Origin of the sequence: Bacillus timonensis (assembly GCF_004799755.1) — a bacterium.
In the GTDB taxonomy this organism is placed as follows: Bacteria; Bacillota; Bacilli; order Bacillales; family Bacillaceae_L; genus Ferdinandcohnia; species Ferdinandcohnia timonensis_A.
Genome location: NZ_SLUB01000016.1, coordinates 43,324 through 69,793, shown reverse-complemented (window position 1 = coordinate 69,793; position 26,470 = coordinate 43,324). Strand labels below are relative to the sequence as shown.

Genomic DNA, 26,470 nt, shown 5'->3' with positions numbered 1-26,470 from the left:
AGTTATCAAATTTTGCTTTTTCTGGAATATAAAAAAACTGCACCAAAACAAGTGCAGTCAACTATATTTTAGTAAATTTTTGAATATATGACGAAGGAGATAAATACGGTACAGATTAATAGGGCTGTTAGGATATTGATAAGCTGTGCTGCGGAAACTACAAGAATTCAAATTGAAGTCCTATATTAAATACGACTAGATAAAAAATCATCGCAAAGTAGGAAGCGAACATTCCTTTTTCCCGAATGAGTTTCATGCGCTCAGCCTTTTGCTTAAACTGTGGATACAAATAAGCCAAGCAAAAGCTCATCACCGCCATCGCTAGTGTCATATAAGCCATTGGAGCAGGTGTCGATTTCGCCATAATTCCAACAAATACCACAAATCCAGTCATCACAGAAAACAAAACACCAAAAACGATAAATGGAACTCTTGAATTGCCCATATTTTTTGCCTCCTTATTTATAATCTTCTTCCTCTAAAATGAAAATGTTCTCCACGTTTGTCTCAAAAACTTCAGCCATTATCAATGCCAAAGGAAGAGAAGGGTTGTATTTTCCCTTTTCAATCGAAATAATCGTTTGTCTCGAAACACCCAATTTTTCAGCTAAGCGATCCTGGGAGTATCCATGTTTCTTTCTAAACTCTGAAACTTTATTTTGCAACCCCTTCACCACCTCTTCTATTTTCATCATAATGTAAAGCTTCCTTTACGTCAAGTTCCCTTTACATTTTTTCATAAAAATAGAGTTAGCTCTATTTTAGAATAGAACTAACTCCATCTTATTTCTCGCTTACTACCTTGATAGCACCAACTCAATTGCTTGGTTCAACACATCGATATTCACTGGTCCTACTGGTGAGTCGTTCAATTTATATTTTTCTTTTAACTGTAGAATTCTGCCTACGCTCTCGTCAATCCTCTGCTCAGAAATCTCTCCGTTTATAACTGCCTTTTTGATAGCATTTCGAACAGCGACTACATGCTGATAATTATGTGCCACCATGACAATGTCACTGCCTGCTTTTATGGACTGAACAGCCGCCACACCAATATCATATTCATTGGTGATTGCTTTCATCGTCAAATCATCGGTAATAATAACTCCCTTAAAGCCAAGGTCATTTCGTAAAAGATCCGTCATAATCTTTTTAGACATGGAGGATGGGAAGGTTTGATCGAGACTCGGTACTAAAATATGAGCAATCATCACCATGTCCGCTCCTTCTTTTACGGCCTCACGAAATGGAATAAGCTCTAGACTCTCAAGCTCAGCCCGCGTTTTATTCACCGTAGGTAGCTCTAGATGGGAATCAGCACGCGTATCTCCGTGACCAGGAAAATGCTTAACGACCGCAACGGTGGACTGTGATTGCAGCCCTTTCATCGTTTGAATGCCAAGACTGCTCACAATCTCTGGATTGCTGCTAAATGAACGGTTCCCAATTACCGGGTTATCCGGGTTACTATTCACATCAAGCACCGGGGCAAAATCCACATTAAAACCAAATGCTTGCAGTTCTTTTCCAAGTAGTGTGCCGATTTCAAATGACAGCGACGGATTGTTTCTTTTTCCAATTTCTAAATTGGTTGGAAAATCAAGTAACCCCCCTGGTAGCTTCGAAATTCGTCCACCCTCCTGGTCAACACCGAAAAACAGGGGAATGCCGCTTTCATTCGCCTTCTTGATTTGATTGACATATTCAACGGTTTGATTGGGACTTACTAAATTGTCACCATTAAAAATGATACCCCCGACATGGTAGTTCGAAACTAATTCGTTCATCTTCGAATTCATTTTTGTTCCGGTAATCCCTGCAAAAATCATTTGCCCAATTTTTTCATCTAAACTTAAACCCTCATCCTCTTCAACTGATTGTTGAACGTCTGTTACGACAGAAATATGATGAACAGTCGGATTAGGTTCCTGTTCAGTCGGTTTGGGTAAAATCCACTTCAACTGAAATGTTGGATTCACTTGATAGATTAATATAATTTGGTTCACCTTTTCATCCTGAAAATACTTGATTTCATCTGGTTCACCTCTTGCACTTTTTATATCTTCAAAATGAATATCACTTAAACCAGGTTCGTAAGAGCGTATATCGAATGCAAGTTGTTCCTTAATCCCAATTGTCACATCATGGTCCTGATAAACCGCAAAATTTCCGATTGCCGTTTCATCTATTTTTTGTGGTTCACCCCATTGTTCCTGAATATCCTCAAATTTCGTCTGACCCGCTATAAAAGGTGTATGTGGAACTTTCCCTGTTTCCGATAAAGAAAAAACCTGCTTAACCTGCTCAAGGATATCCAGTGTTTCCTCTGGCTTCTCTTCCGGCTCCTTCTCTATTTTATCACTGCCATTAGGCTGAACTATCTCCTCACTAGGATCCGTCTGTTCATTTTCTTGACCTGGGTCTTTATATAAAATGAAATAACCCAATCCGATCACTAAGACAACGGAAAGTAAACCAATTAGCCCTACTCGTAATTTCTTTTTGTGCATAGGCTACCTCCCTTCTTTCTTATATAAACTTAGACTCCGTTTTTCCTAAAAATGTTACATCGGTTAGTTCGGATTGGAAACTTCACAATCTTGTAAGGAACAAAAACATCTCCATGTTTCCCTAGGAGATGTTTTTATGAATTATAATATTTCTGTTATAAATTGTGGCAACGAGAAACAGCTATTTACAATTTGCTCGTTCACATATTTTGTTTCTTTATCGCTAACCTTGCTTGGGTTAGGCTGAATATGTTGCTTGGATCCAATGGTGAAGCTCCAAAATCCTCCCGGATAGGTAGGTACTACGGCCGTATACATTTTGGCCTCTTCGAAAAGCTCAGAAATTCGTGTATACGACTGTTTCATAACGTCCGCATGGAAAATAGGCGATTGGCTTTGGCAAACCATGATTCCATCCTCTTTCAGTGCTTCATGCAAACTTTGATAAAAGTCTTTTTCAAATAATACCTTCGCAGGTCCAATTGGATCGGACGAGTCTACGATGATTAAGTCATACTCATTTTTCTTGCCTGCAGCAAATATTACTCCATCATCAAAAACAAAATGAACACGTGGGTCTGCCAGTCGACCTGATACATCAGGTAGATGCTCGATACATGTTTTTACAACGAGTTCATCAATCTCGACCATATCAATATGCTCGACTCCATCGTACTTGCAAAGTTCCTTTGCAACTCCACAGTCCCCGCCACCAATGATTAACACTTTTTTTGGATCTGGGTGAATCGACATTGGCACATGTGAAATCATTTCATTATAAATATGTCCGTCAACCGAAGTCGTTTGGACAATACCATCTAACACTAGCATTCTTCCAAAATGATAGGATTCCAGAATCATCACATCCTGGAAAGATGATTGTTGATCAAAAATAACATCTTTAATCCGGTAGCTGACTTTCAAGTTATCGTATTCATCTTCGGTGAGCCATAAGTCTCCATTTTTTCTTGATAAATATGGTTTATTACGTTCCATCATCATCCCCCATTCTGAACTTTATCTTCCATTATAAGAATAAGAAAGAACCGGGTGCGTGTCCAGTGATGTGGGTCAGAGGGACAGGTCCGTCGTCCCAAATTATGTCGCAGGATGAGGTAAACTCGCCACATAGGATGATTTTTCCTTAACGGAGATTTTCCGGTTAAAGGCAGAATGGAGCACATTTCGGGGTAAATAATGGGAGATTTTCCGATTACAGAAAGCAAAATCGCCTATTTTCACGTTTTTTGAGTCAATAGGCGGAATCTCTCCGTCTATATAAGCCATTTTTAATAAAATTTACTAAATAAGCGAAATTTGTTCGTCTATTTTACAATTCAAGTACCTAACCTTATCCCCCAACAGACTGGAATAGCCATAAAACGAAAAAAGCCGCATGTCTAATGATTGCGGCGGTAATTTAAAAGCAAAGTCTGGGACAGGGAACCTGTCCCCATGTCCCAGCAGCTTAAAATTTCTTCAGATAGACTTTTTCCATTAAATGATCTTGGCCCTTTTTTAATACGACTTTGGCACGGCGGCGAGTGGGGAGAATGTTTTCTCGTAAATTTTTCGCGTTGATTTCTTCCCAGATGTCAGTTGCTTTTCGGACAGCTTCTTCCTTTGTCAAGCTCGTGTATCGATGAAAATACGACATTGGATTCTGAAAAGCTGTTTTTTGTAGCGTCAAAAATCGTTCAATATACCACTTTTTGATATTGCGTACATCTGCATCAATATAAATGGAGAAATCAAAGAAATCACTAACGAACACAGAATGGGATTTACTCACTTGCAATACATTAATCCCTTCTACGATTAAAATATCTGGTCGATCAATCACTTCTACCTTATCGTTCAGCACATCATACGTTAAATGGGAATACAGTGGTGCTTCTACTTTCGGTTTGCCCGATTTCACCTTCATCATAAACTGTATTAATTTTTGAGTATCATAGCTTTCAGGAAACCCTTTGCGACTCATTAATCCCTTGCTTTCTAATGTTGCATTAGGATATAAGAATCCATCCGTTGTAACTAACCCTACTTTTTTATGGTTATCCCATCGTGATAATAGAGTTTGAAGTACTCTCGCTGCGGTACTTTTTCCTACTGCAACACTTCCTGCAATCCCAATAATATATGGAATCTTTTTAGCTTTATAGTCTAAAAAGGAGTTCGTGACTCCTTCTAGCTGTTGTGAAGCTTCCACTTTTAAATTGATTAAACGAGTCAATGGTAGATAGATTTCTTCTACCTCTCGAAGTGAAATTTCTTCGTTTATCCCTTTGATACTCTCAAGCTCTTCTGCTGATAGTAACAAAGGAGTTTTATTGCGTAGTGTCGCCCATTTTTCTCTATTAAATTCAATATAATTTGTTAACGGATACATAACATTACCTCAAGTTTAGATTCTTGTTCATTTTATCAAATTGTTGCTGGTTTGAGTACCTTTAAATAGAAACAGTCTTGTCCGACACCTGCATGATTCTCTTCATTCTATTATTGACAACCTGAATGATTTTACCTAATAACAATGCAATCACTAACGTACCAAGCCCTACCGGTCCTCCTAAAATAAACCCAAAGACGGCACCTGTACCTTCAATCCCCATTCTTACTTTATTAAAGCTCCAACCTAACCTATTGGATATTGCCACCATCATTCCATCAATTGGCGTTTTTGGTAAATTTGCCTCCATATATATTCCAATCCCTACACCGGCAAAAATAAGCCCTGCACCAAAACTCCCCCATTGCAACTCCCAGGAAGATGTAAAGTCAACGTTCCTTAGGACAAAATAAAACCAAATATCAAGAAACACACTTCGTATAAGAATGGGAATGACTGACTCAAAACGAAATCTTGTTTTTTCAATAATCCAGGTGATCCCCGTAAAAATCACTTGCGTTATAATGGACCATGTTCCAATGGTCAAACCCAAATGAATGTTTAGGCCAACTGCTACCGTATCCCACGGCCCTGCCCCAATAAATGATAGAATAATAATCGCAATCCCAAGAGCTGTGAGAGCTAATCCCCCTAAATAAATGCCTATGCGTTTTGACATGTTGCACCTCTATATTAAAGTTCAAAATAATTATTTAATTATAACACTATTGCGAATAAAAAGATTTAAAAAAATAAGCATCCGCCCCTAAGGACAGACGCCTACATATCGAAAATCATCTTTAAACTTCTCAATTACACAAATGATTGTTCTTCTTTAAAATCGCATTACTATTAGTCTACTTCGATCAAGATGGCTGCTCCTTGACCTCCACCGCCGCACATGGATGCAATCCCTCTGCCTCCTCCGCGTCGTTTCAGTTCAAGAGCAAGAGTGAGCACTAGCCGGAAGCCACTTGCACCTAAAGGGTGCCCAAGAGAAATCGCTCCTCCATTTACGTTCACTACATCAGATGGAAGCCCTAGTTCACGCTGACTAGCGATAACGACACTTGCAAATGCTTCATTTATTTCGAACAAATCAATATCTGAAAGACGTAAATTTGTACGATCCAATACAGCCCGTATTGCATTTGCTGGCTGTAAATGCAAGGATGGATCTGGTCCTGCCACTACTGACCAATCAACAATTGTTGCAAGCGGTGACTTTCCTATTTTTTCACATGTATCGAGACTAGAAAGTAGACCTGCACTCGCGCCATCAGACATCTGACTAGCGTTTCCAGCTGTAATGGTCCCTCGGTCTTCAAATGCTGGAAGAAGTTTTTGTAACTTGTCAATTGTGGTTTGAGGTCGAATACATTCATCCTCGGTGATAAGCTGACCTGAAACATTTACTCCTACTATTTCATCCTTAAAAACTCCAACTCTTTGTGCCTTTGCTGCCCTTAATTGGGATGTTAGGGCATATTCATCTTGATCTTCTCGGCTAATCTGTAATTCCCGGTTTGTTTTTTCAGATAACCCACCCATTGATTGATCAGAAAGTGCACACCACAATCCGTCATTCAAAGTATCGTAGAATTCAACCGCACCCATTTTTACTTCCCGGCGAAGATTAGAGACATGAGGAGCATTTGTCATGGATTCAAATCCTCCGACAACGAATAAGTCCCCTTCTCCTCTCTCAATACGGCGGGCAGCATCAGATACAGCTGCTAAACTAGCAATACAAACGCTGTTTAATGTTAAAGCAGGAGTGTTTATATCAATTCCAGCGTTGACCGCCACTTGACGTGCTGGATTTTGCCCTTGCCCAGCCTGGATTACTTGACCTAGGATAACACCATCTGCCTTAGTGGCTACAGGATAGCGGTAAATAAGTTCTGAAACTGTAGCCGTACCTAGTTCAGTTGCTGAATTCTTGCTAAAGTTTCCCTTGAACCGTCCAATAGGAGTACGAACTCCATCAATTAATACAGTTTTTTTCAATGAAATCACCCATCCTTTTAGTAGATTTATAGAAACTAAATTACTGGGTTAGTGAATCTCGGTACGTTTCCCGTGCGAATAATGTTGCAATGATACTTATTACACCAAGTGCGACTAAATATAAAATGATTGGTAAGCTTTGTCCATCGTATTTTGCTAGTAGCCAAGTCGCGATTAGTGGGGAAAATCCACCTGCTAAGATAGCCCCGATTTGGTAACCAATGGAAGCACCACTTAAACGAACCTTCGACCCAAAAAGCTCAGAGTAGTATACAGCCTGAGGACCGTATACAGAATCATGTATGACATTCAATCCAAGTACAATTCCGATTGTGATCCAAAGTACCGATCCCGTATCCATTAACAAGAAAAATGGAAAGATAAATAGTGTCGTCGCTATTGTACCGCCCAAATAGACAGGTTTTCGACCAATCTTATCTGATAAGTAGGACCATAATGGCATAGTCACGAAACCAACTACTGAAGAAATCATAACTGCATTTAGACCAATGGACCTGTCGACATTAACCGTACCTACGAGATACGTTAGAACAAATACAGAATAGATATAAAAGGTTGCGTTTTGAACTAATTTCATACCAATCGTTAAGAATAGTGGTTTTTTCTGGGTACGCAGAACAGTGAGCACAGGTTTTTCCTCTAACTGTTTCTTTTCTGCCAAATCCTCAAATACAGGCGATTCACTCACTCTTAAGCGAATCCAAAGTCCAATGATGACAAGTACTGCACTGAGTAAAAATGGAATACGCCAGCCCCAGGCAAGGAAAGCTTCATTTGACATGCTATTATTTACCATTGAGAATACGAAAGTGGATAAAAGCAGACCAGCAGGTACTCCCATTTGTGGGAAGCTACCGTATAACCCCCGTTTTCCTTTCGGAGCATGTTCGACAGCCATTACCACAGCTGATCCCCACTCGCCTCCAACAGCAAATCCCTGTAAAATGCGTAGAATACTTATTAATAGTGGAGCCATCAATCCAATTGTTTGATAGGATGGAATCAGCCCCATCAAAAATGTGGCTATTCCCATTAATAACAGAGACAATGTCAGCATTTTTTTTCGGCCAACTTTATCGCCGAAATGACCGAATACCATACTGCCTAATGGTCGTGCGATAAATCCTGCAGCATATGAACCAAAGGCTGCTAGTGTCCCGTATAAAGGATCAAAAGTCGGAAAAAACAATGCTGGAAATACTAAAGCCGCAGCTGTACCGTATAAGTAGAAATCATACCATTCAATTGTAGTACCAATAAAGCTAGCCAAACCGACCTTGCGATGTTCTTTCGAAAAACCCTTTTTCTCTGTATTTAAATCCTCCTGAAGTACTGGAGCTGTAGACATCGACTTTCCTCCCTGTTTACGTTGGTGTAATCGTTCTTAAAACGATTTTCATTCCTTACTTTCGAAAAATGGCAACCAAACATCATTGCATTTTATATATTTGACCTTCAACGGCAGCCCAATTTTTAATTCTTGATCAGAATCAACCAATAGATGTGTCTGCATCGATGGACCTTCTTCTAATTCAACAACCCCTAATACATAAGGTGCAACTGCTGCCCACGCTGGATGACCAGGTCTATGTACCACGCTCCACGTCTTTAACTTTCCATTTCCTGAAGCAGGTGTCCATTCTAGTTGATTACTCCAACAATGTGGACAATGGGAACGAGGATAAAAAACCCATTCACCACAATCACAGCATTTCTGCAAAATAAATTCTTTACGAGCCACTGCGTCCCAAAATGGCTTCGTGATTGGTGTTATTGTTGGACCTGGGACCGTTAAACTTTCAAACTTCTCTATCATGACTCCACCCCCAAGACCAGTGCAGCAGCTTCACTCAATGTAGCTCCATTCCCTGTTATTAGAGCATGACGTGCATTTGGAATTTGTCGCAAATCAGCTTCATGTCTCAGTTGAAGAACGGCTTCAATTATATGAGACATTCCCCCAGCAAGGTCTGCCTGACCAAAACCTAATTGCCCACCATGTGTGTTAAGTGGCCAATCGCCATCATGACCGAAAGAATGCTCCTTCATCCAGGAACCAAATCTTCCAGGTGCACATAGACCGGCATTTTCTAACGTTTGTGCAACTACACTCGTATAGCAATCATAGATAGACAATAAATTCATGTCTTGCACGGAAAGTCCCGCTTGGTCCAATGCTCTTGGGATAGCATAGCTTAGTGGAGCATTTTCCAATGAAGGTGCCTGGCTAACAGCTCGATGAGTGACCTTTTCCCCCGCCCCGAGTAAATAAACGGGCGGATGAGCCCCCTTAGAGGCATTATCAACAGAGGTAACAACGACCGCTGCCCCACCTGCTACTGGCATCACAATTTCAAATAAATGCAAGGGATCCACAATTAGCGGCGAATTCAACACGTCCTCAACTGATGCTGGTTTTCCGTATGTAATGGCTTTTGGATTTAACTGCGCATTTTTTCGTGCCCAATGAGCAATGAGTGCAAAATCTTCTTGTTTCGATCCATACTCGGACATGTGCCGTTGCTTCAACAGCGCATAAGAAGTATTTGCGCCCGAAGCGCCAAATGGAACGTCAAATTCACGAATGGGGTTACGATTCGGTGAACGTAAGGTTTTACCTTTTTCATTAATATTTGCAAGCACACATACAACCGTCTCACACATTCCCGCTTCAATCGCAGCTGCAGCTCTCCATATCATCCCCGCACCAGTTGCGCCTCCTAGATCAACTACATTTGACATTGTCGGTTGAAGGCCAAGATATTCCGCGACAGTAGCCGGCACATGCTGTGGAGTCTCACCTACTTGGGGACCAATTAATAAACCATCTATTTCGCCTTTTTCGATTCCGGCATCTTGAATGGCTAGTCTCACTGACTCGGCGATTAATCCAAGAGTTGTCACACCCTCGCTATAGCGGACTGGGGTAAGCTCTCCAATCCCTATAATTGCACCTTTTGGAACGCGACGTTTAACCATTTATAAGAAACTCCTTTCAGACAGGCTGCTAAATTCTTCTAGGCATTCCGGGTTGGCAAGTGAGCCCTTGTTCTTAATTGGCTGTCCAAGAACTGTTGAACGAACTGCACCCTCTACCTTTTTACCGTTGATTGTATATGGAATTTCCTTCACACAGTAAATGCGTCTTGGCACATGTCGTGGTGAAGCTTTTTTCCTGACTTCCTTACGAATATGATCTACTAATGTACGGTCAAGTTGCCCATCCTCGGTAACGACACATAACACGATTTCCTCGTCATTATCAACAGGAAAGCCAAAAACGATTGAGTCCTGTACCTGTGGAATTTGCTCGACAACACGATAAATCTCAGCAGTTCCAATACGTACACCACCTGGATTTAGCGTAGTATCGGCTCTTCCATAAATGACCAACGTTTGCTCGATTGTCTGTTCAGCGAAATCACCATGTGACCATATACCAGGACGTTCTTCAAAGTATGCGGAATAGTAGCGCTTATCTCCGTCTTCTCCCCAGAATGTAATTGGCATACTTGGAAATGCCTTCGTACATACCAACTCCCCTTTTTCGTTGATGACAGATACGCCTCGATCATCAAGCACATCCACTGCCATTCCAAGTGCCTTACAGGTAATCTCCCCTCGCCTTACTTTATGTATTGGGGAACCCATTACAAAGCATCCAATGATTTCCGTACCCCCTGAAATGGAGGCCAACATAATATCCTGCTTGATTTCGTTATATATCCAGTCATATTGTTCAGCTGCTAACGGGGCTCCACAAGAAAGAACACTGCGGAGACTGTTCAGATTATGATTTCTCCCCACTTGATAACCTGATTTCATCAAAGTATCTAAATACTTCGGGCTCGTTCCAAAATGTGTAAGCCCAATTTCTTCAGCAATCTCCCATAGAATCCCTATATGATCCTTTGGAATTGGTGACCCATCATAGAGAAGAATGGCTGCACCACTAGCTAATCCAGAAAGAAGCCAAGGGTACATCATCCATGCCGTATTTGTATACCAAAACATGACATCTCCAGGTTTTACATCACAATGCAACTGGTGTTCCTTCAAGTGTTGAAGTAATGTACCGCCAACTGAATGAACAATCGCCTTTGGTAGACCAGTAGTACCTGATGTATAAAGGATGTACAGAGGATGATTGAAAGGAACTCGAGTAAAATCTAAATCAGAGGATCCATTTTGACATAGTTCCTGCCAGCTCAACACTTTCGTTGCTGGATTAATAGATAAATTTGCGTCTTCAGATAAGGTTACAATAGCTGAAACATCATTCAGTACTTTACTTACAGCTGAGATGTTCTCTCGAATATCATAAAACTTCCCATTATATTGATAATCTAAAGTTGCAATTAATACCTTTGGATGGACTTGCCCAATCCGATCGATTATCCCCTTTGGACCGAAATCAGGGGAGCAAGATGTCCAAACAGCGCCTAACGAGGTGGTTGCCAATAAGGCTACGAAACCTTCAATCCCGTTTGTTACAACTCCAGCAACACGATCTCCAGCACTTACTCCTAAACTCTTCAACCCATACTGGACCCGTGCCACCCGATTACGCAGTTCACCCAAAGAAATTGTTTGAGTGACGCCACTTTCATTGGCTTCAATAACTGCTGTCTGCCAGTCGTCACCACGCAAAATATTTTCCGCAAAGTTTAATCTCGAATCAGGAAACCACTGTGCACCAAGCATTCCGCCATCGCTTGGGGGAACTATGATTCTATCGCCTTTCTTTCCTATTACATTCGTAAAGTCCCATACTGCTGACCAGAATGTTTCAGGCTGTGCGATCGACCAACGATGAAAGCGGTCATAGGGTAAGAGCGGAAAACCCACCACTTGTGAAAATTTCGCTAAATTTGACTGTGAGATCCATGTTTCACTTGGCTCCCATAAAACCTTGGATTCTAGTATATTATGTTGAGTTGTCATTTCTCTTCCTCCCTCATACTAAGAGAAGCATTATCTCACTGCACCCATCCCTTAGTCATCATCAATAGACTCCCTTACATTCATCCCCTACCTATAAAGGTAGGGGATTTGCAAATTAAGGTTAAATTTCACAGGCATACGTAACAATTGCACCTCTGAGACGTTGTGCTTCCTTATAGGTACATCTGTTTTGAACAACCTCAAGACCTGCTTCTTTCGCAACCTCAACTGCCCTTGGAGAAATGACCCCTTCTTGGAGCCAGAAAACTTTAGGCTGTATTTTTGCTGCTTCTGCCGCTACACCGATCGCCGCTTCAGGGCTGCGGAATACTTGAACGATATCAACCTTAACCGGAATAGATGTTAAATCTGGATATGCCTGTTCTCCGAGAACTTCTGTTTCTCTTGGATTAACCGGTATGATTTTATAACCAAGACGCTGCATTTTTCGTGCAAGTCTGTAGCTTGGGCGTGCAGGGTTACCGCTGAGTCCAACGACAGCAATTGTTTTTGCTCGCTGAACTTCTTTTCCTTCAACCTCTTCACGAATAAATGTTGATTGAAGTGCCCAGCGAATAACTCCCTCATCATTTACTGCTGTGTCGCCTTTTTGTTCACCTTTTGATGAGATTCCAGTCGCTTCATAAAAAGCTTGATCCAAATCATTTACTAAATCACGATATGATTCAATACCAACCGATAAGCGGATTAATTCTTCGCTTACTCCTGTTTTTACTAACTCTTCTGCACTTAATTGCTGATGAGTTGTTGATGCTGGGTGAATAATAAGTGACTTGGCATCTCCTACATTGGCCACATGTGACCATAACGCAATGTTATTAATTACTTTCTTACCCGTTTCTCTACCACCCTTAATACCAAAGTTCACGATAGAACCAAAGCCAGTTCGTAAATACTTTTTCGCAAGTTCATGTGCCGGATGCTCTTCAAGGCCTGGATATGAAACCCATTCAACCGCAGGATGGTCTTTTAGGAATGTTGCAACTTTTAGTGCATTTTCATTATGCTTTTCGATTCTTAAGTGTAATGTTTCAAGCCCCTGTATCAATAGGAATGCACTATGTGGACTTAAAGATGAACCAAAGTCTCTTAATAGCTGAACTCTAAGCTTTGTACTAAATGCTAAAGTTCCAAATTCATTCGCATACTTAATTCCGTTATAACTTTGATCAGGCTCAGTAAATCCAGGAAACTTTTCACTGTTCCAGTTAAAACGACCTCCATCAACGACTAACCCACCAATTGTAGTTCCATGACCACCTATCCACTTTGTTGCGGAGTGAACTACGATATCAGCTCCAAATTGGATTGGTTTACAAACATATGGGGAAGCAAATGTATTATCAATAATGAGCGGTACTCCATTTTCATGTGCAATCGCTGATACAGCTTCAATATCTAAAACATGCAAGCTTGGGTTTCCAATCGTTTCAGCAAATACGGCCTTTGTTTTCGGCGTAATGGCATTTCTAAAGTTTTCAGGGTCAGTTGGATCAACGAAATGAGTCTTGATTCCATATTTCGGAAGGGTCACAGCGAAAAGATTGTAAGTCCCTCCATATAAATTGGAAGCTGCAACAATTTCGTCCCCTGCTTGTGCAACGTTCATAATGGATAGAGCAATTGCTGCCATTCCTGAAGATGTGGCTACAGCTGCGACACCATCCTCTAACAACGCTATCCGTTTCTCAAGCACATCAACAGTCGGGTTACCGATTCGAGAATAAATATTACCTGATTCATCAAGACTAAATAGACTTTGAGCATGATCTGTATTATGAAATACGAAAGAACTTGTTTGATAAATCGGCACTGCACGTGAACCAGTTGTCGGATCTGGAGATTGACCTCCATGTAAAAGTATTGTTTCATCATCATACGTTTCATATTGTTTTGTCATTGTATAATCCTCCTAATTTGATTTTTTGTGAGTTTTCTTGATTAGTTGATTACCTGGTTACTTTATGTAAATAAAAAGCCCCCTCAACATAAGAAGAGGGGGCCTCATCTTATCTTTCAGATGCTTGTGCATCTGCAGGAATTAGCACCTTTTCAAGCTTTCACTTGAAGGTTGCTGGACTTCTACGGGCCTGTTCCCTCAGTCTCTCTGGATAAGAAATCTTTATTAAATTGACGCACTAACGCATTAATTCTTCAACCATATAAAGTATTATAGAACACATCATTTTTGCAGTCAATGTATTTTTTTGAAAAATTCATGTTTTCTTATAATTGATCTTTTCAAATGAAAAACCCCTTCTGAATGACAACAGAAGGGGCACAAGAATATCCAATAATTACATATTCGTTCATCCACCTTCTCATCTTCGGAAAAAAATACTTCCTCTGAACTTGGCACCGGGCTTTCAAATGCTGGTTGCCGAGGCTTCCTAGGGTCAGTCCCTCCACCTCTCTTGATAAGAAGAATTGCATTATTAAAGTGTTTAATAAGAATGTTAAAACACTTTTGATTACTTAGTCAATACCTTTCTAAAAGTTTTAAAAAAATAACTGGGGTTTTGTTTTTTCTTCAACGATTTATGTAGGGAATCTACCTATCAGACTATAGCCCCTCTTAGTCTAATCACTAAACAATCATTTAATTTTTGTAGAATAAATGATAAAATTGAACTAAATCCTAGTACTTTCGTTTCATAACCTTCCAAAAGTAATGTTAATAGAAATTTTAAATTTACGACAAGAAAGGCGCCTCCCTATGCTTAAGCAAATAAAAAAGTGGAATACATTACGTAATCAAATTTTATTTATCTTTTTATTTGTAATGATTATCGTTCTTTTGATTGTAGGTCTATTAACATTAAGACAGGTTTCCACCCTATTAAAAAATAATGCTGAAAAACAAATCCACCAAGTTGCAATTGAGGCTAACGGTAGAATTGAGTCGTTATATGAACAAATTAATATGTCTTCAAAACTTGTCATTACAGATGAAAGAGTTCAAGAACTCCTAACAAAAATTTACGATGGGAAAGAAATCTCCTTTCATGACCGTCAACAATTAATGGGTCAAGTTAATCGAATTATGGGGAACACCGATGGCATCTTTTCCTTTCAAATTTTTTCTAGTGAACAGCGGCGAGTCATTCCTCTTGATGAAGACTTATTAAAAAACCGAATAGATAAAAAGTGGGTTGAAAAAGCAAATAACGCAAAAGGTGGATTAGTTTGGGTGGGTGATGATCCCCAGGATAAAAACAATTTTCTTGCCATTCGAAGGGTTAGTTTAATCGAACGGAAATATAGAAATGGCGGATATCTTTTAATAAGCATCGACCGTGACCACTTTCAGTTTGCAAAATCAAACAATCAATATTCTATTCTTTTAGATGAAAATGAAAACCCGATTGTTCAGAATTACAATGGTGACATCCGAGAAATCATTTCCAATAATGAAGGAACAATTCATCTCGATGAAGGCGATTATATCGTTAACAAGGTAACCTCAAATCTTACAGGCTGGACTGTCCTTATTTTAACTCCTGTAAGTGAACTGACAGATGGACTTGCGGGAATTCGGACAGGGATTATCTTATCTGGAGTAGCTGGCGCGATTATTTTTATGATTTTTTCATTATTTTTGTCAACAGTGATTACCCGGCCAATTGTCCGACTAACAAAAACAATGCAGCTAGCTGGCCAAGGTACCTTGACCCTGAACCCGGAAGTGTCATCGGTCAATGAAATCAATGAACTGAACAGTACGTACAATCAGTTGGTGAAGGAAACAAACCATCTAATAAGAATGGTCTATCAAAAAGAAATATTACGGAGTCGAAGTGAGTTAAAAGCACTTCAAGCACAAATTAATCCGCATTTTCTCTTTAATACTCTAGATTCGCTCCATTGGACACTTGAAGAAAAAAATGAAGATGAATTGTCTGAAGTTGTCATTGCCATGTCTGATTTATTTCGTTACACAATAACAAAAGAGACCGATGATGATTGGGTCTATTTAAAGGATGAAATCAAACACATTGGTGACTATATGGAAATTATGAAAATGCGTTTCGGAGACCGCTTGGATTGGCGAGTCTCAGTACCACAAGAATTTGAGCAAGTTCGAATTCCAAAGCTAATTATACAGCCGCTTGTTGAAAACGCAGTTCTTCATGGAACGGGTAACAAGGCAGGTGATAGTCTAGTGACAGTTACAGTTGAGCCTGTTAATACCGACGTGATTAGGATTGCTGTGCAGGATAACGGACCTGGCATGAAGCTAGAGCGTATTCACCAAATTCAAGCATCTATGAAAGACGGAGTTGTCGCTTCGACAAGAGGAAAAGGAATTGCCCTATCAAATGTAAATAAACGCTTAAAACTCTATTACAACGAGACATTGCATAGTGAACTTTTAATTGAAAGTGAGCCAAATATAGGAACACGAATTTCATTTGAAATTCCGATTAGGGGGAACTAATATGTTTATTAAAAATATCGTCATTGTTGACGATGAACCAAGAACAAGGCAAGGCTTGCATAGAACACTGGAAACTTGGAATAATGGCGAATTTAAAATCCTCACCGCCGAAAATGGTGAGGAGGTTTTACGAATTGCGGAAAAGCAGAAGATTCATATTTTGTTATCGGATATACAGATGCCTGAGATGACAGGTCTTCAGCTTTTAAAAACAATACAGGAAAAAGGATTGTCCCCTGTTGTCATTGTTATATCTGCATACTCCGAGTTTGAATACGCCCAAGAAGCGCTTCGCCTTGGTGTTGTCAATTATCTTTTAAAGCCAATTAGCAAAAGGAAGTTAATTGAAGCAGTTGAAGATGCATTGAAAGTTTTGGAAAAACAGTTTAGAGTCGGAATGATTGAAAAAGTGGTCGACGAAAAAATTGTTGATGCCACGATTAAAATTGATACAACATCAAATACAATTCGTGAGGCCCTAACCTACATAGATCACCATATCAAAGATGAAATCACTCAGAAAGAAGTTGCAGCCCATGTCCATCTAAACCCAAGCTATTTTAGTGTGTTATTCAAAGAGGAAGTCAATTTAAATTTTAGTGAATATATAACAAGACGCAGAATCCAACATGCGAAAGAACTGCTCCTTTCAACCAAGCTAACTATCAATGAAATTGCTGATGAAGTCGGCTACAAAACTGCTAAATATTTCATTAAAATTTTTAAAGAATATGAGAATATGACACCAACTGCATACCGAAAAACCAATGATGAAAGGGCTTTCTAAAAATAGTAGTATTTCTCCCAATCAACGTTCCCTTTTTTGATTGTTTTCAAGAGTGTAGACTTAAACTGTAAGGCAAAGAGGAAAACAAATTAAGGGGGTTTTGAACAATGAAAAAGAAAGCGTTTACTACTGTATTATCTATGGCATTAGTCGGTGGATTACTTTTAGGAGGTTGTTCCTCATCTGATGATACGGCTAAAGATTCCGGTGGATCCAGTGGTGACAAAACAGTCGTAAAAATGATGCATTTATGGCCAGAGGGTAGCTCAAATGCACAGTTTACAATCGTAGATGACATTATCAAGGCTTACGAAGATGAACACCCTGATGTAGACATTCAAACAGAAATTTTAGGTAACGAGCAATACAAGGAAAAAATCAAGGTTCTATCAGCTTCAAACGAACTTCCCGATGTTGGTATTACATGGGCAGCTGGTTATATGAAACCTTTCGTCGATGGAAATATGTTCACACCACTAGACGATATCGTTCAAGCAGATAATTTCGTTGCTGGTACTCTCGATGCTTTTTCAGTTGACGAAAAGACGTACGCTCTACCATTAGAATTAAACATTACGCCAGTTTATTACAATAAAGAAATCTTTGAAAAATACAATCTAGAAGCTCCGAAAACGTATGATGAATTCTTAAACGTGGTTGAAACCCTTGCTGACAACGGTGTTACCCCAATCACTTTAGGAAACAAAGACCGTTGGACAGGTTCTATGTGGTACATGTACCTTGCAGATAGAATTGGTGGTCCTGATGCATTAAACAATGCAATCAATCGTACAGGAAGCTTTGAGGATCCAGCTTTAGTAAAGGCTGCTGAAGAGGTTAAAAACCTTGTAGATATGGGCGCTTTTGTTAAAGGTTTTAATGGTCTTTCTAATGATGAAGCAAAAGGTTATTTCATGAACGAACAAGCCGCTATGTATTTAATGGCTACTTGGGAATTACCAAACTATACAACTAGCCCTGATGTCGATCAGGAATTCAAAGACAAAATTGGTTATTTCAAATTCCCTACCTATGAAGGTGGGAAAGGTGACATCGATAGCTATGTAGGTGGTCCTGGTGTTGGTTTATTCGTATCTGAACAATCAAAAGTAAAAGATGAAGCGAAGAAATTTGTTTCTTACCTAGTCGATGAGTGGGGCAAGCGCTCTGTTGTTGATGCGGGTGTTATCCCTGCAACAGTTGTAGATACATCAAACGGCGAACTTGACCAAATGTACATTGACATTCTTAATGACTTAGGAAATGCAACAAACTTAACACTTTATGCGGATGTCCAAATGTCTGCTGGTGTGGCTGATGTGCATTTAAATCAAATTCAAGCATTATTTGGCGGTCAAACAACTCCTGAAGATTTCGCAAAAACACAAGAGGAAGCTCTAGCTGCCGAAAAATAATTATGGCTTAAATGACTGGGGGCATATTGCTTGTAAATATGCCCTCTTCTCTATAGAAAGGAAGGGGCAAAACCATTATGAAAAATGTGATGTCGAATAAATTCGTTATCGCCCTTTATACACTCCCTGCATTACTTCTCATTTTAATCCTTATTTATATCCCGATCGTGTTATCTGGTTACTACGGCCTTATGGATTGGGATGGAATTGGTGAAATGAAGTTTATTGGTTTAGACAATTACATTACCTTAATTCAAGATAAATTATTCTGGTCCAGTACATGGCACTCATTTTTATTAGCCATTTTTTCAACTGCTAGCTTGCTTCTTTACTTGAGCATTTCACTCGTTTTAGCAAGCAAAATTAAAGGTTCTGACCTTTTACGAAAAATTTATTTAATTCCAATGCTATTATCGTCTGTGGCAATTGCTCAGCTTTGGATGAAGATCTTTGACCCAACAAATGGTATGGCAAACAAGTTGCTTGAGTTCTTTGGGGTTGAAAATACACCAATTTGGTTAGCTGATCCAAAGATTGCACTTTATGCAATCTTCATTCCAATCATTTGGCAGTACGCTGGATTTTATATTTTGATTTATTATGCAGCATTGAAAAATGTACCTGATGAAGTCATTGAAGCTGCAAAAATTGATGGTGCTAGCCCACTACAAATCGCTTTTAAAATTAAATTACCCCTTATCTCAGGCGTGTTTAAAGTAACAATCATGCTAGCTGTAGTAGGATCATTAAAATATTTCGATTTAATTTACGTAATGACTGGTGGAGGACCAAATGGCGCAAGTGAAGTTATGGCCTCATACATGTACAAGGAAGCATTCAAATTAAATAACTTCGGTTATGGAAGTGCAATTGGATTTGGACTATTAGTAATTTGCCTTGTCATGACATGGTTAACCTCTCAATTAACGAAATCTAAAGACGATGTTCAATTTTAAGGAGGAGTGAGTTACAAATGAGTGAGGTTCGTACACAACAAATAAAACCAAACCTTTCCGTACCAAAATCAAAGAAATCCTCTTTGAACAAAATTGGCTTTGGATTTCTTTATCTCTTACTTGGGACGTTTGCAGTTATTCAAATCTATCCATTAATTTGGTTGGTGTTCTTTTCCCTAAAAACCAACAAAGAAGTTTTCGGGATGTCTCCCTTCGCTTTACCACAAAGCCCACAATGGGAGAACTATACAAAAGCTTGGACTTCCGGAAATATCGGGGTCTACTTTTTCAACAGTGTTTGGATTACAGTACTTTCTGTTGTCCTAACCATCATTCTTGCTAGTTTAGTAACATTTGCAGTAACACGGATGCACTGGAAGTTAAGTGCTCCGGTTCTAGGATTATTCTTAGTCGCGTATATGATTCCGTTGCATTCAACCTTAATTCCACTATTTAAAATGTACAACAGTGCAAACTTAATTGATAATCCATTATCGATTGTATTATCATATACTGCGTTTAACTTACCTTTAACAATCATGATTTTACTAGGTTTTTATAAAACCTTCCCAAGGGAAATCGAAGAAGCAGCAGTTATGGATGGATGTTCCGTCCACCGAATCTTTTTCCAGATTACACTACCGATGACAATACCAGTGCTATCAACAACTGCAATCATTAACATGATCTACAACTGGAACGAGTTCGTTTTTGTAAATACATTTATCAGTTCGGATAAATGGAAAACATTAACGGTAGGTATCAATAATTTCGTCGGTCAGTATTTAACAGATTGGGGCGCAATTGGTGCAACGCTCGTCATCAGTATCGTGCCGATCCTCATTGCATTCTTATTCTTAAGTGATAAGATTGTCGAAGGAATGGCAGCTGGTTCTGTTAAAGGATAACTCATTAGAAAGTCAGATAAAACGCATGACCGCTGATTGCAACCTGATACAAAATTAACTACCACAGTCTTTTGGAATTAAGGACTGTGGTAGTTTTTCGTATTATCCCCAAACTTTCAAATAATTTTTTCCTGCTTTCAACGAAGCGATTGGTCCTATTACACTCTTTTCTTCCCGATGATTTCCTAAAAAGTCCGTATTCAGTACCACTTCGCTTCCATCCGGATTTTCAAATTCTGCATCTACTATACGGACTCTTTCCAACGTATTCGTAGATTGAATCTCTCCTAGGAATGTCTCGAAATCTTCAGGGAGTTCTAGTGAGAGATAGACTTCATTTCCTTCTTCAATAATGTTCAAATTCGGTTCAAATAAGGCTTCCATTTTTTCCTTTTCTCTTTCGAATGATTCTGCACCTTTAAAGTACGCATTATGATTAATATAAACTGGTTGCTCAACTGCATTGAACGCTTGATGATCTCCATCTTGTTGGTGTACAGCTTCAATATATTCCTCTAGGGATGTCGTATATCCGTTGTAATGCACCGTACCAACGTTCTCTAAAGTCTCATCACCGATGAACATATTATTAAAAAAGCGGTCATCTCCTCCATAAGTAACTGCAAATCCAGCAATCTCCGTACTATGTGGAACATGATATGGTGTTGCACGGTCGAGCATTTTTCGGTGAACCATTTTACCTCGAATTAAATTATTTACATAGGCTCCCCCTTGAGCATGATTATCTATAGCGTAGTCCGCTGTTAAAATGTTGTGATCGACAATATAAGGGCCACTACTCACTTCCACAAATAAGTCCCGACTATTTCGGTAATACAAATTTCTACTGACTCTAGTTCCTTGTGTCTGCCAATCTAACCACGTGCCTAAAGAGCAGTCATGGATTCGATTATTGTGAATTTGCACATCAATTGCTGCGTGTAACTTAATGCCAGCAATTTCATGTCCATAGAACTCGCGCTTTATGCCTATATTATAAATATGATTTTGATAGATTTCGCTAAATACACAGCCTAGATGACCTACAACACCATTTTGACCACAATCATAGATTGTATTGTTTCTAATAATATGAGAACCTATTTTTTCTTTGCTCCATCCAGCTTGTTTGGCTAGAAACACGGATTCAAGCTGGTATTGATAGCCTGGCTTATCCTTCCTTTTTGTACGATAATTATCGCCTGTCGAAGCCTCTTTCCCAATACTAATCCCACTACACTTTGAATTATGGATAATATTATTCTCAATAATCCAGCCTTTACTCCAATGAGGTCCAATTAATCCTGGTTGGTCAGCTGTAGGTGGAGTCCATGGTGTCGCCGCTTGACACATTTCAAAACCACTTACGGTAATATAATCTATACCAATTTGCTCTGGATAAAAACAAGCTTTTCGTACATTAATTTCCACCAATTCTTCATTTGGGTTCGATTGGTGAAAATTCGCGTAGATAGTTGTATTCTCTTCATCCACTTCTGCATACCATACGTATTTTGTTTGCTCTGGGTCAAGTACAGGTACAATTGTTTGCGTCCAGTGGTCTAACACTTCCGTTTTTACTTCAGGGTTGTGTAATTGCTCGAGATTCTCAGCTTCATAAAAGGACATGCCATTTAGATAAACATCACCTAGATGTCTACCAGGATTATACACAATCCAATCTCCAAAGATTTCTTCTTTATACGGGTTATAGTCTCCGAAAAATTCGTTTGGTAATACGACTTTCCATACTGTTCCTTCCACTTGTTCCCATTCTTGTATCCGATCGGAACCTTTAATAACAACCTTCTCACCTTCTGCTGCTTGATATGTAATTCTTCTATATTCACTTAATCCTGAATTTTTAGGTTTGACCCATTCACGATACTCTCCCTCATGGACAATAATCGTGTCACCTGCTACAGCTATAGAAGCTGCCTTATTAATGGTTAAGAATGGATCCTGTTTTGAACCCTGTGCTAGATCTGAACCATTCTTGGCTACATGATATTCAATTGCCATTATTCTTCTTCCTCCCTTAGCTCTACTATACGTTCATTATAGTTGGAAAAGACTATACCTATCTATTCAAAAAATAGTATAATTAAAGACAATATTAGTGTTTTTACTACTTGATTTAGGGGGTGTGGCTTGTGGCTTTTTTTGAACATCATGGAGTAGAAGAAAATGAATTATTTCGCACTTTTACACTCTTTAATTTTTCCTTCCCTCTCCACTTTCACCATGCTTACGAACTAATCATCGTAAACGAAGGAGAATTAGTAGTAACGATTGATCAAAAAGAGTATTTACTACAAAAAAACGATGCCGCCTTTGTTTTTAATAACCAGATGCACGAATTTAAAACAATGAATCATTCTACTATTTCCATCGTAATCTTTTCACCAGAAATGGTCGGAGACTTCTTTATGAATTATAAGGGATACGTTCCAGAGAATAATATCATTCACCTAAAAGCTATTCCTGACTTAACTAAGCTGGATTCTATATATCGTCAAAAAGGGTTCCTTTATAATGTTTGTGGTATTTTGGTGGATAACACGGAATTTATCCCTGTTGAGTACTCAACAAAAACGAAGGTGTTACATAAAATACTCCTTTATGTAGATAGGAATTATAGTGAAGAGTGTACCCTGAAAGTCATCGCAAAACATCTAAAATATGATTATCCCTATTTATCAAAGCTATTCGTTCAAATGACCAATCTACCCTTTACAGAATATCTGAATCATTACCGAATTACCCAGGCTTGTTATCTATTAAAAAACAGCGAACAAACCATTACCGAGATATCCAGTAAATGCGGATACAATAATCTTAGGTCGTTCAACCGTAATTTTAAAAGGATAACGAAAAATTCTCCTATGAAATATAGAGAACATCATAGGACACACCATTCCTCTTATGCGGTAAAACAACAACCACAAAACGAAAAATAATACGGATCACAATTCATAAAAATAGAAAAAATCCATTTTACAAATAGTGTAAAATGGATTTTTTCTATTATATATTTTTCTAGTTTTTCTTAAGACGTAGCATATTCCATGACATCTTAGGTAATACCGCAATTAAAGTACCGTTTTCGATATAAGAATTATTACTTGTATGTGGTTTTACTTGCTGATGCTCGACTGAATTTACCGCTTTTGGATTTTCATTTTCAAGAACAACATGCTCAACTAATTTATATCCTTCAAATGACCGAATATCAACATCAACTAGTAACTGATTTTCCATATTTCGATTTACTGCAAAAATTACCAGTTCATCATTCTCTTCATTAAAAATGACAGATTGATCTAAATATGGTACGTCTGTATAGTCTTTACTATCATATTTAGGTGAATCAACAATGGAATGAAGTGCAGCTCCACGTCCATAAACAGAAGTATAGTAGTATGGGTAAAAAATAGTTTGTTTCCAAACACCACCACCTGTTTCTGTCATAATTGGCGCAATGACGTTTACTAATTGTGCCATACAGGCCATTTTTACTCGATCTGAGTGTTTTAGTAATGTATTCAGCATGCTACCTACAAGGATTGCATCTTCAAATGTGTAAATATCCTCCAATAATGGTGGCGACACAGACCATGGCTCAATTTTCGTATCTTGATCATTAGAGTGATACCACACATTCCATTCATCAAAACTTAAATACATTGTTTTTTTACTGCGTTTCTTTGCTTTTATATAGTCACAGGTTGCAATTACAGTTTTAATAAAATTATCCATATCTAACGAGCTTGCTAAATAGTTAGCCGTATCATTATCTCGATTTCCATAGTACTGATGAAGAGAGATATAATCAGCATATTCATATGTATGGTCAAGTGTTTCTGCTTCCCACTCGGGAAATGTTGGCATGCCAGAACCAGAACTTCCGCAGGAAACTAACTCAATTGTTGGATCGACTAGTTTCATTGCCTTTGCTGTTTCAGCAGCAAGTCGACCATATTCATAAGCCGTTTTCCTTCCAATTTGCCAAGGTCCATCCATTTCATTACCTAAACACCAAACTTTAATTTGATGTGGTTCTTTAAAGCCATGGTCTCTTCTAAGATTACTCCAATATGTTCCACCAGGATGATTACAGTATTCTACTAAGTTTCGCGCAGCATCTATGCCACGGGTGCCTAAATTCACAGCCATCATCACTTCAGCATTTACTTTTTTGGCCCATGATACAAACTCGTTAGTACCAACTTCATTCGTTTCTAGTGATCTCCATGCCAATTCTAATCGATTAGGTCTCAATTCTTTTGGCCCAATTCCATCCTCCCAGTTATAGGCTGAAACCATATTGCCACCCGGATAACGAATAATTGGCACCTGTAATTCTTTCACTAGTTCTATAACATCTCGACGGAAACCATCTTCGTCTGCGGTGGAATGAGTAGGTTCATAGATTCCACCATACACTGCACGACCTAATTGTTCTATAAAAGAGCCATAAATCCTAGGATTAATTTCAGATATCTTATATGTCTTATCTATAACCATTTTTGCTTTGAAAGTGTCCAAAGTCATTTAATTCACCTTTCTTAACGATATTTGTCTTTTCACTTTTTATATCATTTTTTTGAAATAAGTTCATTGCAAACCAAATCCAACCACATGCACCTATACTAATTGTGAAGAAAGGAAGTATACCTGGATATTTTAGCGAAATATACAAAACGAAAAAAAGATAGAAAAATATAGCAATCGTATAGTGGAACCGACCAAATCCCAATATTATTGCATTTCTAAAAAAGTCTCTAATTTTACCATTATAATGTGCTAATTGTGGGAATGACCATATCAATAAATTAATATAAAAAATAATTAAGAGATAAAAGGCTACAGGAATTAAAATACTAATATTGTCCATACTTTTAATAACTAAATAATTAATAAAGAGTATGATTCCTGCAATAGTAAGCATCCAACCTATTAAGTTAGACTTGATAAACTCTCTCCGATATTCTTGTCTAAAAGTACTCCAAATTGGTACTTGTTTTTCACCAATGATCCACTTTCTAAATATTTTTAGAACTGACAAAGTAGCCGGAAAAATCCCACCTACTACTAGCCCAATCATTGTGTAAAAAAACCATAATAAGTTGATGACCACTAAACGTGTTATCCAAGTAAATAGTCTGTCTAGAGAATTAACAATGTTTTGGCTACTCATCCTAACACCCTTCTATCACTAGTAAAATTGATTATCCTTTAACACTTCCAGAAGCTAGACCCGCAACAAAATAACGTTGGAAGAAAATAAAAAGAATAATGATAGGTAAAATTGTCATTACAGACCCAGCAATTAACGTATCATAGTTATTTCCATATGGTGTCAATAATGTTGCCAATCCAATAGGCAATGTAAATAAATCATTTGATCGTATAACAAGTAATGGCCATAAGAAATTATTCCAACTGCCTAACCCTTGTAGAATAGCCATTGCCGAAAAAGAAGGTAACATCAACGGAGCCATTATTCTAAAATAAATCCCATACTCCGTACACCCATCAATCCTAGCAGAATCCATCAATTCGGTAGGTAGCCCCATTGCATATTGTCTAAAGAAAAATACAGCAGTTGGTGCAACAATTAACGGTAACATTACTCCCGTGTAAGTATTAATTAGTTTAGTATCAATCATTAATTGATATAGTGGCAGCATTAGCACTTCGAACGGAATCATAATGATTACAAGTACAAAGAGAAAGAGTAAATTTCTACCTTTGAAGTTATAGACTGCAAGTGCGTAACCAACCAGGGAAGAAAAAAATAATGATAAAACAATTGTTAATCCAGAAATAATTAAACTATTACCATACCATTTCCAATATGAAGGTGATTGTGTAAATATATGATTATAGTTGTTTAGTGAGAGTTCATTCAAATTTACTGAAAATGTTATCCCGTTTCTCATTAGTTCTGATGAAGGACGAAACGAGGAGATAATGAGGCTTAATAATGGAAATAAAGCAATAAACGCCACAATCACTAAAAATATATTTATAATCCATTTAATTAAAGTATTATTCTTTTTCAT

21 protein-coding genes, 1 pseudogene and 2 riboswitches are annotated in these 26,470 nt (G+C 38.5%); of the genes and pseudogenes, 6 read left to right on the top strand and 16 right to left on the bottom strand.

Annotated features, from left to right (window positions below; all coding sequences use genetic code 11):
- Positions 1-68: 68 nt before the first annotated feature.
- The 12 genes and pseudogenes from E1I69_RS11030 to E1I69_RS10975 all read right to left on the bottom strand — a co-directional run bounded on the left by E1I69_RS11030 (position 69) and on the right by E1I69_RS10975 (position 13,798).
- Positions 69-445: pseudogene (locus tag E1I69_RS11030) on the bottom strand (permease).
- A gap of 13 nt (positions 446-458) precedes the next feature.
- A complete protein-coding gene (locus tag E1I69_RS11025) occupies positions 459-665 on the bottom strand; it encodes a helix-turn-helix transcriptional regulator (protein WP_136379678.1) in 207 nt (68 codons plus the stop codon).
- Positions 666-797: 132 nt separating this feature from the next.
- Positions 798-2,510 (bottom strand): beta-N-acetylhexosaminidase, encoded by a 1,713-nt coding sequence (nagZ, locus tag E1I69_RS11020; protein ID WP_136379665.1) that lies wholly within the window; start codon positions 2,508-2,510, stop codon positions 798-800.
- Positions 2,511-2,651: 141 nt separating this feature from the next.
- Positions 2,652-3,506, bottom strand: a complete 855-nt coding sequence (gene speE / locus E1I69_RS11015) for a polyamine aminopropyltransferase (RefSeq protein WP_136379664.1) — start codon at positions 3,504-3,506, stop codon at positions 2,652-2,654.
- Positions 3,507-3,978: 472 nt separating this feature from the next.
- Positions 3,979-4,902 carry a type I pantothenate kinase gene (gene coaA / locus E1I69_RS11010; protein WP_136379663.1) on the bottom strand — a complete coding sequence of 308 codons (924 nt, stop codon included), beginning with the start codon at positions 4,900-4,902 and terminating at the stop codon, positions 3,979-3,981.
- Between the two features lie 61 nt (positions 4,903-4,963).
- Positions 4,964-5,581, bottom strand: coding sequence for a YczE/YyaS/YitT family protein (locus tag E1I69_RS11005; RefSeq protein WP_136379662.1), 618 nt, complete (start codon positions 5,579-5,581; stop codon positions 4,964-4,966).
- Positions 5,582-5,754: 173 nt separating this feature from the next.
- Complete coding sequence (locus E1I69_RS11000) at positions 5,755-6,921, bottom strand: acetyl-CoA C-acyltransferase (RefSeq protein ID WP_347561806.1); 1,167 nt, start codon at positions 6,919-6,921, stop codon at positions 5,755-5,757.
- A gap of 31 nt (positions 6,922-6,952) precedes the next feature.
- Positions 6,953-8,281, bottom strand: coding sequence for an MFS transporter (locus tag E1I69_RS10995; protein WP_136379660.1), 1,329 nt, complete (start codon positions 8,279-8,281; stop codon positions 6,953-6,955).
- A 48-nt stretch (positions 8,282-8,329) separates the two neighbouring features.
- Entirely contained in the window at positions 8,330-8,749 is a 420-nt protein-coding gene (locus tag E1I69_RS10990; protein ID WP_136379659.1) for a Zn-ribbon domain-containing OB-fold protein, read from the bottom strand.
- Positions 8,746-9,912, bottom strand: coding sequence for a thiolase family protein (locus E1I69_RS10985; protein WP_136379658.1), 1,167 nt, complete (start codon positions 9,910-9,912; stop codon positions 8,746-8,748). The genes E1I69_RS10990 and E1I69_RS10985 overlap by 4 nt, the downstream gene beginning before the upstream one ends.
- Positions 9,913-11,877, bottom strand: a complete 1,965-nt coding sequence (locus E1I69_RS10980; RefSeq protein ID WP_136379657.1) for an acetoacetate--CoA ligase — start codon at positions 11,875-11,877, stop codon at positions 9,913-9,915.
- A gap of 121 nt (positions 11,878-11,998) precedes the next feature.
- Positions 11,999-13,798: a PLP-dependent aspartate aminotransferase family protein gene (locus tag E1I69_RS10975; RefSeq protein WP_136379656.1), complete on the bottom strand. Its 1,800-nt coding sequence runs from the start codon at positions 13,796-13,798 to the stop codon at positions 11,999-12,001.
- A 106-nt stretch (positions 13,799-13,904) separates the two neighbouring features.
- Positions 13,905-14,016, bottom strand: a riboswitch (SAM riboswitch).
- 200 nt (positions 14,017-14,216) lie between these two features.
- A riboswitch (SAM riboswitch) is annotated at positions 14,217-14,322 on the bottom strand.
- Positions 14,323-14,614: 292 nt separating this feature from the next.
- On the opposite strand from E1I69_RS10975, the gene E1I69_RS10970 reads away from it, so the two are divergent.
- The 5 genes from E1I69_RS10970 (at position 14,615) to E1I69_RS10950 (ending at position 20,402) form a co-directional block, all read left to right on the top strand.
- The gene (locus E1I69_RS10970; protein ID WP_136379655.1) at positions 14,615-16,336 is read left to right on the top strand and encodes a sensor histidine kinase; all 1,722 of its coding nucleotides are present in this window, start codon (positions 14,615-14,617) and stop codon (positions 16,334-16,336) included.
- 1 nt (position 16,337) lies between these two features.
- Entirely contained in the window at positions 16,338-17,123 is a 786-nt protein-coding gene (locus E1I69_RS10965) for a response regulator transcription factor (protein ID WP_136379654.1), read from the top strand.
- A gap of 107 nt (positions 17,124-17,230) precedes the next feature.
- Positions 17,231-18,538, top strand: coding sequence for an extracellular solute-binding protein (locus E1I69_RS10960; protein ID WP_136379653.1), 1,308 nt, complete (start codon positions 17,231-17,233; stop codon positions 18,536-18,538).
- Between the two features lie 77 nt (positions 18,539-18,615).
- Positions 18,616-19,494 carry a carbohydrate ABC transporter permease gene (locus E1I69_RS10955; protein WP_136379652.1) on the top strand — a complete coding sequence of 293 codons (879 nt, stop codon included), beginning with the start codon at positions 18,616-18,618 and terminating at the stop codon, positions 19,492-19,494.
- Between the two features lie 17 nt (positions 19,495-19,511).
- Complete coding sequence (locus E1I69_RS10950) at positions 19,512-20,402, top strand: carbohydrate ABC transporter permease (RefSeq protein WP_136379651.1); 891 nt, start codon at positions 19,512-19,514, stop codon at positions 20,400-20,402.
- A gap of 102 nt (positions 20,403-20,504) precedes the next feature.
- Here E1I69_RS10950 and E1I69_RS10945 read toward each other — a convergent pair whose 3' ends face one another.
- Positions 20,505-22,424 carry a right-handed parallel beta-helix repeat-containing protein gene (locus tag E1I69_RS10945; protein WP_207308534.1) on the bottom strand — a complete coding sequence of 640 codons (1,920 nt, stop codon included), beginning with the start codon at positions 22,422-22,424 and terminating at the stop codon, positions 20,505-20,507.
- 131 nt (positions 22,425-22,555) lie between these two features.
- Here E1I69_RS10945 and E1I69_RS10940 point away from each other — a divergent pair, with 131 nt between their 5' ends.
- A complete protein-coding gene (locus tag E1I69_RS10940; protein WP_136379650.1) occupies positions 22,556-23,362 on the top strand; it encodes an AraC family transcriptional regulator in 807 nt (268 codons plus the stop codon).
- Positions 23,363-23,441: 79 nt separating this feature from the next.
- Here the strand turns inward: E1I69_RS10940 and E1I69_RS10935 are convergent, their stop codons facing one another.
- From E1I69_RS10935 to E1I69_RS10925, 3 genes are read right to left on the bottom strand one after another with little or no spacing between them, the layout of a single operon-like run.
- Positions 23,442-24,956, bottom strand: coding sequence for an alpha-N-arabinofuranosidase (locus E1I69_RS10935; protein ID WP_136379649.1), 1,515 nt, complete (start codon positions 24,954-24,956; stop codon positions 23,442-23,444).
- On the bottom strand, positions 24,916-25,602 hold the full coding sequence (locus E1I69_RS10930) for a YesL family protein (RefSeq protein WP_136379648.1): 687 nt from the start codon (positions 25,600-25,602) through the stop codon (positions 24,916-24,918). Before E1I69_RS10930 ends, E1I69_RS10935 begins: the two co-directional genes overlap by 41 nt.
- Positions 25,603-25,633: 31 nt before the next feature.
- Positions 25,634-26,470, bottom strand: coding sequence for a carbohydrate ABC transporter permease (locus E1I69_RS10925; RefSeq protein WP_431731876.1), 837 nt, complete (start codon positions 26,468-26,470; stop codon positions 25,634-25,636).

What these genes read in the sequence shown, in the direction of transcription:
- nagZ (WP_136379665.1), bottom strand. Translation starts at nt 2,510, where the DNA reads ATGCACAAAAAGAAATTACGAGTAGGGCTAATTGGTTTACTTTCCGTT.
- speE (WP_136379664.1), bottom strand. Translation starts at nt 3,506, where the DNA reads ATGGAACGTAATAAACCATATTTATCAAGAAAAAATGGAGACTTATGG.
- coaA (WP_136379663.1), bottom strand. Translation starts at nt 4,902, where the DNA reads ATGTATCCGTTAACAAATTATATTGAATTTAATAGAGAAAAATGGGCG.
- E1I69_RS11005 (WP_136379662.1), bottom strand. Translation starts at nt 5,581, where the DNA reads ATGTCAAAACGCATAGGCATTTATTTAGGGGGATTAGCTCTCACAGCT.
- E1I69_RS10995 (WP_136379660.1), bottom strand. Translation starts at nt 8,281, where the DNA reads ATGTCTACAGCTCCAGTACTTCAGGAGGATTTAAATACAGAGAAAAAG.
- E1I69_RS10990 (WP_136379659.1), bottom strand. Translation starts at nt 8,749, where the DNA reads ATGATAGAGAAGTTTGAAAGTTTAACGGTCCCAGGTCCAACAATAACA.
- E1I69_RS10985 (WP_136379658.1), bottom strand. Translation starts at nt 9,912, where the DNA reads ATGGTTAAACGTCGCGTTCCAAAAGGTGCAATTATAGGGATTGGAGAG.
- E1I69_RS10980 (WP_136379657.1), bottom strand. Translation starts at nt 11,877, where the DNA reads ATGACAACTCAACATAATATACTAGAATCCAAGGTTTTATGGGAGCCA.
- E1I69_RS10975 (WP_136379656.1), bottom strand. Translation starts at nt 13,798, where the DNA reads ATGACAAAACAATATGAAACGTATGATGATGAAACAATACTTTTACAT.
- E1I69_RS10970 (WP_136379655.1), top strand. Translation starts at nt 14,615, where the DNA reads ATGCTTAAGCAAATAAAAAAGTGGAATACATTACGTAATCAAATTTTA.
- E1I69_RS10965 (WP_136379654.1), top strand. Translation starts at nt 16,338, where the DNA reads ATGTTTATTAAAAATATCGTCATTGTTGACGATGAACCAAGAACAAGG.
- E1I69_RS10960 (WP_136379653.1), top strand. Translation starts at nt 17,231, where the DNA reads ATGAAAAAGAAAGCGTTTACTACTGTATTATCTATGGCATTAGTCGGT.
- E1I69_RS10955 (WP_136379652.1), top strand. Translation starts at nt 18,616, where the DNA reads ATGAAAAATGTGATGTCGAATAAATTCGTTATCGCCCTTTATACACTC.
- E1I69_RS10950 (WP_136379651.1), top strand. Translation starts at nt 19,512, where the DNA reads ATGAGTGAGGTTCGTACACAACAAATAAAACCAAACCTTTCCGTACCA.
- E1I69_RS10945 (WP_207308534.1), bottom strand. Translation starts at nt 22,424, where the DNA reads ATGGCAATTGAATATCATGTAGCCAAGAATGGTTCAGATCTAGCACAG.
- E1I69_RS10935 (WP_136379649.1), bottom strand. Translation starts at nt 24,956, where the DNA reads ATGACTTTGGACACTTTCAAAGCAAAAATGGTTATAGATAAGACATAT.
- E1I69_RS10930 (WP_136379648.1), bottom strand. Translation starts at nt 25,602, where the DNA reads ATGAGTAGCCAAAACATTGTTAATTCTCTAGACAGACTATTTACTTGG.
- E1I69_RS10925 (WP_431731876.1), bottom strand. Translation starts at nt 26,470, where the DNA reads ATGAAAAAGAATAATACTTTAATTAAATGGATTATAAATATATTTTTA.